We start from the raw sequence: 10,435 nt of genomic DNA on the forward strand, positions 1-10,435 counted from the left end.
CGTCGTTATTGTTGGTCTCGATGGCGATGCCATTCGCCTGTATGAACTCATAAACACTTCGGGTCTTGCCTTGCGAATCGACAAAGGTGCCGTACGCTCTGACAGTCTTATCGTCATTTGGCCTTTCGGCCCGCAGGGTCGCCAATGCGCTATTCATATCTTTCAAAAGATTGTTACGCGCCTGCATGCTGGCATAATCAGCCCGAAGCTCCGTCTCGTAGATGCCGTGTCGCTCCATCAGGAGCAGCATCATGGTCGAATATAGCGACTGCCCATCTGTGACGGCATAGTCCGCACTGTAGGACGGCACGCTTGCAGTTCCATTGATCATTTTCTACCTTCCTTCCGGTCTAAACATCGTTTGTTCAAACGATGGGTTGCACTCATGCCATGTTGACGAGTTTGCTCCTCGTCTCGCTATCTGCACTACGCATCTCCGCAAGCTTGCTCAGCATGTCCTGAATCTGCGTCTGATAGTAATCGATGAATTGCCTTTCGTCCTCCGCGTGGGCCTTCGCCTTGGTGCTATCCGCGTCATGCTTCGCTTTCTCTTCCTGACATTGAGTGGACGCCATGTTCATGCCGGCCCCGGCGATCTTGGACGTTTCCGTTGTCATGGCGGCCATGCCTCCCCATTTCATGGTCTCCTGTGCGGCTGCGGTTTGCGCGTGAGCCATGCGCGTAAAGTCGAAATGGTCCATGCCATCAGGAGTGCGGGCTTCAAGGCCGGACGAGGCCTTGGGTGCATTGCTTTCGAACCGCAACTGACTCTGGCGAGCACCCTTGAGGTTCATGCCGGCGCCCGCGATAGCGCCACTCGATGCGACGATTGAGCCAAACAACTGGTAGAGCCCTGAGCTTCGAATCGACTTGGCGGCCGCGTCTTGCGCAGCGATATCGGCGCCAACCGCAGCCCACATGTCCTCTCTGGCCGCTTTGCGAAGTTCGGAATTGAGACGAACAATGAGCGCCGCAATTGCCGACATGTTGCTTCCCGTCGCAAAGTCCTCGAGCTTGGGCGCAATACCTGAAAGCGTCTGCTGAGTAACAGGCTCAGGAGCCGAGGTTCCAAGCAATGCAGAGTTTGGCGCGCCCTTAACACTCTGGGCAAGCGACTGAGTAGTGGTCGCCTCTGGTGCGCGGGCGCCGCGCAGGGAGACAGAGGGCGAACTCGGCGAAAGCTGACGATGCGCGGCAGTGTCCAATGGATCAACGCCGGCAACATTTACGCGCTCGATAGCACCTAGCATGAATGCGTTCCTTACGCTCGCAAGTGAAGGCTGTTAGAAGTGATTAGGCGAAGGCACGGATGAGAGACGCATCGCTAGCACTGCGGCTCTCGATAGCCTCGGCAATCCTCTGCGTGGTCGCCTTCTGGTCGAGGACGAGCTGCTTGATGAAGTCCATCTCGTTGTTTTGAAGCTCTTTCATCCACGTAATACGCTTCCTTATGTCCAACGCGTCCGCCTGAGTGTCCGCGGCCTCCTTCTGCTGAACCCCATTCGCTATGCCCGCAGCGGCCTCGCCGAACGAAGCAGTTGCCTCGCCAACGCGAGCGGCAGTCGAAACCCTCTGGCTGATCTGAGCAATCCTGGTGGCGTTCGAGGTTGTATCTGCGATCGTGGAAGCGGCTTGATTCATGGCCCTTGCGAGGACGGTTGCCAACGAGCCCGGCTGCTTTGCGAGGGAGGCAAGTCCACGGAGAGCCGAAGCGCCGGCCTCACCGAGGCGGCTCCACATAGCGGCTGCGCGGGCTCCATTCGCAGCTCCGCCCATGAGCCCGGCGCCTGCCGTCAGAACTGTGACGGACAATATGATGCCCATCGTGATGCCGATCGCCACTTTGTTCGCCTGGGCGGCATCCATGTTGCCGTCTTTCATGAGACGCTTGGCAATCGCCTGGGTCATCTTGTGGACGACACCGGTTTCGTTGAGAACCGCAACGCCAACTGTCACTGCTGCGGCAACCGTCGCAAGAGTGCCACCAGTGACCACGGCGGCCGCGACCGAGAGCCCGACCGCGAGCCACCCGAGAAACTTCCTTATGTGTGCGGTCTTTTTCGCTTTCGCCATGGCGTTGGCGGCTTCGATGATCTTGTTGCCGATCGTCTCGTGCTGCTGCCTTAGCAGTTCGCCTTCGTGTCGAACATCCGCCATCCCGCCCGCAATTAGCCGGTCAGCCATTTTGATCCTCACTGCCAGCAGATTGTTAGCAAGTTCGATCGGGTCGAGCCCGCGTGGCACCGCCAGGTTCGGAATCGAGCCCGATGCGACGACTTTGCGGGAGACTGCTGGTGGCAAATTGCCAACTGCTGTCGTATGGAGCGCGCCTGAACGAGCGATCAAGGAGCGACCGGGTACAAGCTGCATCCCTGCTTCGTACTGCGCTTCACTGGTCCAACCGGCTGCGTTCAAGCTATTCACCATTTGAGTTCCTTTCCGTTTTCAGACGGTCGAGCATCCGTCGCGCGCGCCAGGCGAACGTGTTGAGCTCGGGATTTCCGGCGCTGAGCGTCAGGACATCACCGAGCGCGACTATTGCTGCTGCCGGGCGCCCCAGTTTGACCAAGCATTCTGCAGCGCGAAGCGGTATCTGCGGGTCCTCGCCGTTCAGGAGCGCAGCCAACCTGTAAGCCTGCACCGCCCCCTCTGTATCCTCAAGCATCTGACTGGCAGCAGCCAGGCTGAGCCAGGATCTCGCGTCTGTGTGTCGATGCAAGCATAGAAAGCGAAAGAAACTCAGCGCGTGCTCATATTTGCCGCAGCAGTAATAGCGGTAGCCCAGCGCATATAGCGCCTCAAGCTCTTCGTCTGTAATGCCAACGACATCGCCTAACGTCGCGCGCCCCGCCATGAGGTCGAGCGCGAGGGGCGACGAGGCTGCGCCGTCAATCGCATCGGCCGCCTCAGGATCGCTCAATAGGCCTTGCTCGACCCCGCTCGCCATATCACACCCTTTGTCCGAACCATGAAAGATTCAAAGTCGTTTCGGGTGAAGGCAAAACATCGCCTGGGGCCGCCTGCTCGCATAAATAAGATGCGTCAGAGCCCCCGTCGCAATCGAGGCTGCTCGCAGGAGCGAAATCCGGGCCGGCAGCCCCGGCGTCCGATAGTTGAGCCAGCCACTCAAGTTGAGCATCCGCCCTCCTTAGAAGGCGGTCCATTTGCTCGATCGTTTGTCGGGACCTTTGTATCGTTTCATCTAGATCCACGTTCGTTTCCTCACCAACTCCATGCCGATGCAACCGAGGTCCGACCGCACCCGACGGCGCCATGCCGCCAGCACGTGCAAACCACTCGAGCACGTCGACCGCCAGATCGGCGGCTCGACGCCTGGGCTGGGACAAACAGCGTCTTGCACAAGATGCCCGTTATCCCGACTGAACGACGCCGAGACGAACTTCGGCATCTAGGAGTACTGGACGGCCCCTGCCCTCGGTACCCGAGAGTCCGCGGCGCGCAAAATATTGAGTCATTATGGGTGCATCGGCACGAATGATAGGGCCGCTCGTCCCGGCGCAAGCGGGCGCTACCGTTTAGGTCGATCTCGACCAACGGATTATTTGAGCTTTCCCTGAAAGCTGATGAGGGCGAGAGCCGCAACAGCGACATATCGTGGATGTGAAGCGCGTGGCATTGTCCGGGACGCCTCTCGTTCGACCCGCCGCTACTGCCCCGGCCTTAAATTGCCTACATCCTAGGGGCACCTAATAGCGACCCGAACTCATATCTTGCAACTTGGCCGGACCTTCTCGCCAAACGACGAGGTTTCCTGGAGGCAGGATCACGTATGCGGGCAAGCAGCGCTCGGGCACGTCGATCTGCAATAAGTAGTGGATGTTGCTGAACAATTCACGACAAATTACTCGGCTCTGTGAGCATGGTGTCGAAGGTGGCCCCAAGGCGTCTAATTCATTCGCGCCATGGTGACTATTCCGAAGCTCGCAACTGACCGCATGAAATCAGAGCCGACCACCACCAGTCTCGGTTGCAAGATCCCCGAGCGCCCGCAACACCTCTGCGATAGGTTCAATCAAGTGTGACGGGATATATTCATCGACCAGACCGTCTTCCAGGAGCGCACGCGCCAGCGGAACATTTCGCATCACCGGCACGCCAGCGGCGCTGGCGGCCGCGATCATTTGCTGTGCGACGAGATCGGTACCGATAGCGTCAATCACGGGTAGCGGAATTTGTTGCCCATCGTAGTAAACTGCCACCGCAATATGCGTGGGATTGGAGATCAACACGGTCGCATTGCGTGCCAGAGCAATAGGATTCTTAGCCATTAATTGCGAACGAAGTTGCTTGCGGCGCCTTTTGATCAGGGGATCGCCTTCCGTTTCCTTGTATTCTCGCTTCACTTCCTCCAGCGACATCATATTCCTCTTCTCGAACTGCCACCGCTGGAACGCAAAATCCACAATTGCCACGACAAGATGGATCGACCCCGCCCAAATCGCGACATAGAATAAGAGGTTACCCGTCAGCAAAGCCAGGCAGGATACTCCGCAGGTCGGGATCCATACAAGCGAACTTACTGCTGTGCGAACCACAAATAGAAGAACGAGACCGAGCAACAGCACCTTCACGATTGATCGGCTCAGCTCGAAGAGGCTCTGCGACGAAAATATCCTGCTGATGTTCTCACTTGGGTTCAGCTTCATGGGCGATGGCGCCGCTGCTGAGGGCGAGAAAAGCACTCCGGTCTGCAACATATGGGCGCCCACACCGCCGATCAGTACGACGCCGAGAAACGGCATTGTCAGGCTCTGTATCTCACGGCTGTACGATCCGAAGAGTTGCAGCGCGACAACGACAAAGTTATCATTTTTCAGATACACGATGGGTAACAGGAGCGCGGCCTCAAGTCGGTCCACCAGGCGAGGCAAAGAGGCGACGAACAAGGCGAAGAACCCAATGGTCAACACCGCCGAGACGACCTCCCTGCTCTGAGCGACCTGTCCTTTCTTGCGCAGCTCGCGCAGCCTCTGAGGTGTCGGTTTTTCGCTCTTACCAGCTGGCATGAATACTCACATGGCGATACGGCGAACAAATGCGACGGGCGATAGCCCGTGATCGCCGGCATGGGTCAACACAGTCGCGAGCGACAGGATCAGCAGCAGCAAACCAACCACGCTTTTGACCGGCATAGCGACATAAAAGACCTGCAATTGTGGCGCGAACCGACCAATCAGCGCCAGACCCAATTCGCTTAGGAACATGGCGAGGATGGCTGGACCGGCGAGGAGCAATGTCAACAGCATGACGAGGTCTGCGAGGCTCAGCACCGCCCCGACGAACGCTGGACCAATTGTCGGACGAAAGGCCCATACGGGCCAGATTTCATGCGAGCGATAGAGTGCCTCCAGGAGCTTGGAGAAGCCTCCCGTGACGAACAGCCATGTGAGGTAAAGCTCACTTAGGAATGTCCCAAGCGGCGATGTTTGATTGCCGCTTGCCGGATCGAGCAGACTGGCCATCGTTGCACCCCTTTGATTGTCAATGAATGTGCCGCACGCCTCCACGCCCCACATGACGGCAGCAACTGGCAATCCGAGTACAAGCCCGAGCATAAGTTCCTTCAGTCCGAGGCCCAGGATCAGCATCAGGCTGGCAAGGTCGAGGTCCTCGGGCCTTGTTGTCCAGGCGCGCCCTATTACAGGGAAGGACAATGCGATGATCACGCTGTTGCGTGTCATTCCGGTCACCAGGTTGCGCGGGAGGACTGGGACGACCAGCATCATGCCCGATATGCGCGCGACCGCGAGCACAAGAACAACGAGGGCGGTACGCATATGATCAGGATCAAGTGACAACATGAAAGGACAACCAGGATGATGAAGAGCGGCCGCGGTCCTTGCTGCCGATGCCGCACGTGATGGACAATCGACGACCGGCTCGAGCTCCGATGCCTACACTGCACCGATCTTGTCGAAAATTCGCGTGGTGTACCGGCCAAGCTCCTCAAACCAGCTCGCGGTGGCGACCAGCACAAGATTTACGCTTATCAGCTTCACGGCGAAGGAAAGCGTCTGCTCTTGAATCTGGGTCATGGCCTGGATGAGACCGATGATCAGTCCCACTATCGTAGCGACGAGGACGGCCGGCAAGGACAGCACAACCGACAGTGTAAGCGCTTCAATGGCGACGTTGACGAGCGTGGCGGAATTCAAGACGCCGGTCCTGCGTAGGACAAGACGAGGCCGTGGATGAGGCGCTGCCACCCGTTCACGGCAACGAACAAGAACAGCTTGAATGGCAGAGATATCGTCATAGGTGAAACCATCATCATGCCCATCGCCAGAAGAATGTTGGAGATAACGAGATCGATAACGATGAAAGGCAGGAACAACAAGCATCCGACCTTAAATGCCTCTTCCAGTTCGGATGTGATGAAGGCCGGGATCAAGATCAAAAACGCGTTGTCGACGACGTCAGCCGAGTCTTCCTTGCTCCACAACTTGTGCGTGGCATTGACGAAGAAATGACGTGTTGTCATGGACGTGTTTTTGACGAGGAAGTCACGAACTGGCTCGGCACCTGTGGCTATCGTGTCGACCAGTTCTCCGAACGTTTGGTACGCGACTGGCCTGTCACGCAGAGCCTGATATGCGCTCTTTGCCACTGGCTGCATGATGTAGGCCGAAAGTAAGATAGCGATTGCGTTCAAGGCCATGTTCGGTGGAATATTCTGAACGCCGAGTGCGTTGCGCAGCAGCCCAAAGACGACGACAAGCTTGACGTAGGACGTTACCGTAATCGCAACGAAGGGCAGGACCGCGATGGCTCCCATCAGGACAATAAGCGTAGCGGGGTCGGGCAACTTATTCATTGCTCAGCCCGCGGCAAGCGCAGATCCAGCAGCCGCACCCCAGTCCGCTCAGCAATGCGCACCAGCTCACCCGTCGCGAGGACTTGGCCATTGACGCGCAGAGAAACGTTAGCGGTTGCATCAAAGCCGAGATCGATGACCTGGCCCACAGCGAGTTCACGAAGCTGTCCGAGCGGCATGGTCAAACGTCCGACATCCACATCGACGGTCAGATTAAGGCTGTCGAGGCTTTCAGGCGGGAGAAACTCGGGCTTGTCCATCAAACGATCCACTACTGATTGGATAGAGAGGCGGCAATCCCGGATCGAGGCACGAAACCAGGGACTGTTAGAGAGGTGTGCAACAACGGTCATCGCGCCATCATTGCCCACCGATTGATTGTCGAGCAAGATGACGTCACCTTGCGCAAGTCGCTGTAATTCCGCCATGGCAAGGTAGATGGGAGCAATGCGCACATCCAGAAGAAGCGGAAGCTCTTCGAGCGCTGCGGCTACGACCGGCAGGTCGGAGCAACAGTCGGCGACCCACTGCAGCCCCTCACCATCGAGTTCCACCAAACCGACCAGGTCGTTGGGACGCTCCAGCCGAACGATCTTGAACGCGTAGGGACGCGTGGCCGCGACGTCGGAGCAGGACCAGGTCGGCCGCTGACCGCACCATCGCTCCACCTCGATCGCCAGATCCTGGAGAACGATATCAAACAATATCTCACCCAGGCCGTGGCCCGGAGGCAATGTGGTGATCTCCGGCCATCGTTCTACGGCCAGCTGCGGAAGGAGCATTGCCCCCAATGCGAGGCGGATTTTGTGGCCGTACACACTCATTACCACAGTGTGACTTGGCACCGGGATGCGTCGATGCGCTAAATCGGACATGACCGCCTGCACCTCGATGCCGGCGAGACTGAAAGCAAACGGAAGACGACTCGCAATTCGCGATATTGCGACAGCATCGGGTCCGTTATAGCGGGGAAGATCGATCATGAGCTCTTCTCAGCGCTGTAGCGGAATGTCGCCTCCGAACCGGAAGAGTGCCAATGATAGCCCTCTGCTCGTGAAAGTGCACATCGGCCACCGACTGCAATCATGACGCGCATGCCGAGCCGATCAGACAAGTGGCGCGCAAACGCCTGGCCTCGCAATTGCAAGATGGACCTAAGGTGGTCGGAGACGATGGTGAGAGATAGCGTATCGTCGCGGCAGCTGACGGACACACATGCGCTCCCAAACACGACATGATTCAACGTGATGTACGCCGTCGCGTCGCCCGTGCGGTCCGGACATATCAAAACGCGCTCAACGATCGCCTCCGCCAGCTCAACGAGCTCCGCGGAACGTGAGAGCTTTCCGTCCACTCCCGAACCCCGGGCATAATCCAGCTTGACGGGTTCGAGCGCGACGGTGGCCACGCAGGAGGGCGCAACGCTCCCCATCGCCACCGGATCATGCTGATCGTTGCCGAGCTTGGTGCAGCCGGAACCATCCGCGGGCGACTCGCAGCCATCCAGAGGGGCCTCTTCGAGCCGTCGCCGAAAGAGCTCGTAATCCGCACCAGACACAGGCTTCCAGGCCGCGAACGCGTGCGGGGGCGAGCGGTCACGTGGCGCGATTGCCGAAATCCAAGCGCCGTCACGGACCTTCATCAAGGCAACTCCATCGCAGCTTCAGACATCAAACGCGCCGCAGCGACAGGCACGCTGAAATGTCATGCAGACAGCTCATTTCGCGCATTGCAGCGCCGCAACTCATCCCTCCAGTCACCACTCAAGACCTTGTACCCCAGGAGACAAAGGGCAGCGCAAGGCACTCCCTTCCACTCAGGCCATTTGAGGCTTCCGATCCATAAGGAGGTATGCAAACGACGCTCTCGCAGGCCGCAAGTGCGACCCCCAGAAGAGCAGGCGCCGCGCAGGGCTTAACCACCATTCCATCGGAAGGCGAAGGGATTGGTCCGCGTATTCCATGGGAGGCATTGTTTGGCTTGATTGGAGGAAGTTCGTTGGCGGTCGAAGTGGCGAATGTAACGGTCTGGTGCTTGATGATAGAAATTCAAAGCGGCCAGGACCAATAGATGCTCGTTCTGGGGTCATATTTCGTGCCTATGGCTGACGAGACAGGTGCATATCCCTCGTGAAACGGACTGCGAAGCCGGTGGGCCAGTCTGCTGCCTGAGTCTGAGACCGCCCCCCAATTTGCCGATATCGCGCTCTGCGAGAAGCGTGTGCAGACGGCAACGTCAGGAGCGCGGATACCGACACAATCCACCGAGGCAACCGCATTGGATATGTTCGGGAGTGGCCTGTCGCACGGTGCTATCGGCACACCCGCGTGACTGAAGTTGCCGGCGCGAAGCCCGGCTCTGACGAACTTGGTGACGCAGTCGTTGCAAGGCTATGCTGCGAGGACAGCAACGCCGCCGCTAAGGAGTAAGCGCGAATTTCGCCGCACCTTTTGCGGTTGAGTGCTGTGATGCATGAGGTGTCCACCAAATTAGGTGGACACCTTGTGATGGCAGACGATGATCAGAAACTGCGGGTCAGGCTTGTTGGCCGGAATGGGCGCCGGCGATACGACCCCACATCGAAGGACCGTCTTGTCGCGGCCTGCCTTGAACCTGGGGTTTCGGTATCGAGGCTTGCGCTCGAACATGGGGTCAATGCGAACCTTCTTCGGAAGTGGATCAAGAAGTGGACGGCGACCAGGTCGCTGCCGCCGTCTTCACCACCGGCGTTCATCCCGGTTCAGCTTGAGAGGACTGCCGATCGTTCCCTGTCGCGGCAGAGCAGCGTGGCGACGGTGGATTTGCCGGCGACTTGCGATGAAGTGCGTGATTCGGAATCCAAAAGGACCGCAGCTTTTTGCTCTCCGGCCAAAGTGAGCGCGTCCCTGCCGAACGGCGTGAAGCTCGCGCTGGAATGCGGCGATGTAGATGCGTTGACGGCGATCATCGGAGCACTGAGCCATGTTCAGACTGGGCGGTGACCTGCAAGTCAATCTGCACCGTGAGCCGATCGACTTCCGGGCTGGCATCAACAGCCTTGCGGTCCTGGTCCAGGAGACGATGGCGCTCGATCCATTCACTCCGGCGGTTTTTGCGTTCTGCAATCGCCGTTGCGACCGGATGAAGTTGCTGTTCTTCGACCGGTCCGGCTTTGTGCTGGTCCTGAAGCGGCTGACCGAGGACAAGTTCCGATGGCCGCGCCGCCAGGAGGCGGTCGTCACGCTGACGACCGAGCAATTGCACTGGATCCTTGACGGCATCGATATCGATGCGATGGTCCGCCATCCGGTGCGGCAATATCAGGTTGCCGGCTGAGCTCTAGAGTTGAGCGGTTGACGCGTCGGTACGGTTCAGATTCAAGAATCCGATGAATCGAACCGGCGATCCGAGTGTTGAAGTGCTGTTGGCGCGCATTGCTGCGCTGCAGGCGGAGAACCATCAACTCGCCGACCGCGTCGTCAAACTCGAGGAAAAACTGGCGCTGGCACGCCTGCATCGTTTTGCGCCACGCAGCGAAAAGCACGTCGATCGTCTCTTCAATGAAGCCGAGCAGGCCGCCGATGAGGATGACGCCGGCAGTGAAACGAACAATATCGCCGA

12 protein-coding genes and 1 pseudogene are annotated in these 10,435 nt (G+C 58.3%); 3 read left to right on the top strand and 10 right to left on the bottom strand.

What is annotated here, in order from left to right; genetic code table 11:
- The 10 genes from CV770_RS39190 to CV770_RS39235 form a co-directional block, all read right to left on the bottom strand.
- On the bottom strand, positions 1-331 hold a 331-nt coding region (locus CV770_RS39190; RefSeq protein WP_146101445.1), incomplete at its 3' end, for a hypothetical protein.
- Between the two features lie 52 nt (positions 332-383).
- The gene (locus CV770_RS39195) at positions 384-1,250 is read right to left on the bottom strand and encodes a hypothetical protein (RefSeq protein ID WP_146101446.1); all 867 of its coding nucleotides are present in this window, start codon (positions 1,248-1,250) and stop codon (positions 384-386) included.
- Positions 1,251-1,293: 43 nt separating this feature from the next.
- Entirely contained in the window at positions 1,294-2,427 is a 1,134-nt protein-coding gene (gene sctE, locus CV770_RS39200; protein WP_104466124.1) for a type III secretion system translocon subunit SseC family protein, read from the bottom strand.
- The gene (locus tag CV770_RS39205) at positions 2,417-2,920 is read right to left on the bottom strand and encodes a SycD/LcrH family type III secretion system chaperone (RefSeq protein ID WP_210203167.1); all 504 of its coding nucleotides are present in this window, start codon (positions 2,918-2,920) and stop codon (positions 2,417-2,419) included. Before CV770_RS39205 ends, sctE begins: the two co-directional genes overlap by 11 nt.
- A 1,042-nt stretch (positions 2,921-3,962) precedes the next feature.
- Positions 3,963-5,027, bottom strand: coding sequence for an EscU/YscU/HrcU family type III secretion system export apparatus switch protein (locus CV770_RS39210; protein ID WP_104466126.1), 1,065 nt, complete (start codon positions 5,025-5,027; stop codon positions 3,963-3,965).
- 6 nt (positions 5,028-5,033) lie between these two features.
- Entirely contained in the window at positions 5,034-5,822 is a 789-nt protein-coding gene (sctT, locus tag CV770_RS39215) for a type III secretion system export apparatus subunit SctT (RefSeq protein WP_104466127.1), read from the bottom strand.
- Positions 5,823-5,915: 93 nt separating this feature from the next.
- A complete protein-coding gene (gene sctS, locus CV770_RS39220; protein WP_456816536.1) occupies positions 5,916-6,146 on the bottom strand; it encodes a type III secretion system export apparatus subunit SctS in 231 nt (76 codons plus the stop codon).
- A 26-nt stretch (positions 6,147-6,172) separates the two neighbouring features.
- Positions 6,173-6,835, bottom strand: coding sequence for a type III secretion system export apparatus subunit SctR (sctR, locus tag CV770_RS39225; RefSeq protein ID WP_104466129.1), 663 nt, complete (start codon positions 6,833-6,835; stop codon positions 6,173-6,175).
- A complete protein-coding gene (gene sctQ / locus CV770_RS39230) occupies positions 6,832-7,818 on the bottom strand; it encodes a type III secretion system cytoplasmic ring protein SctQ (protein WP_104466130.1) in 987 nt (328 codons plus the stop codon). The genes sctR and sctQ overlap by 4 nt, the downstream gene beginning before the upstream one ends.
- Complete coding sequence (locus CV770_RS39235; RefSeq protein WP_104466131.1) at positions 7,815-8,477, bottom strand: hypothetical protein; 663 nt, start codon at positions 8,475-8,477, stop codon at positions 7,815-7,817. The genes sctQ and CV770_RS39235 overlap by 4 nt, the downstream gene beginning before the upstream one ends.
- An 865-nt stretch (positions 8,478-9,342) precedes the next feature.
- Between CV770_RS39235 and tnpA the strand changes: the two genes are divergently transcribed.
- The 3 genes and pseudogenes from tnpA to CV770_RS39250 form a co-directional block, all read left to right on the top strand.
- Positions 9,343-9,816, top strand: a complete 474-nt coding sequence (gene tnpA, locus CV770_RS39240) for an IS66-like element accessory protein TnpA (RefSeq protein WP_201760240.1) — start codon at positions 9,343-9,345, stop codon at positions 9,814-9,816.
- Complete coding sequence (gene tnpB, locus CV770_RS39245) at positions 9,797-10,150, top strand: IS66 family insertion sequence element accessory protein TnpB (protein WP_104466132.1); 354 nt, start codon at positions 9,797-9,799, stop codon at positions 10,148-10,150. The genes tnpA and tnpB overlap by 20 nt, the downstream gene beginning before the upstream one ends.
- A gap of 52 nt (positions 10,151-10,202) precedes the next feature.
- Positions 10,203-10,435, top strand: a pseudogene (locus tag CV770_RS39250) (IS66 family transposase); the annotation flags it as partial.

The sequence above is a fragment of the Bradyrhizobium sp. AC87j1 genome, from assembly GCF_002936975.1.
In the GTDB taxonomy this organism is placed as follows: Bacteria; Pseudomonadota; Alphaproteobacteria; order Rhizobiales; family Xanthobacteraceae; genus Bradyrhizobium; species Bradyrhizobium shewense.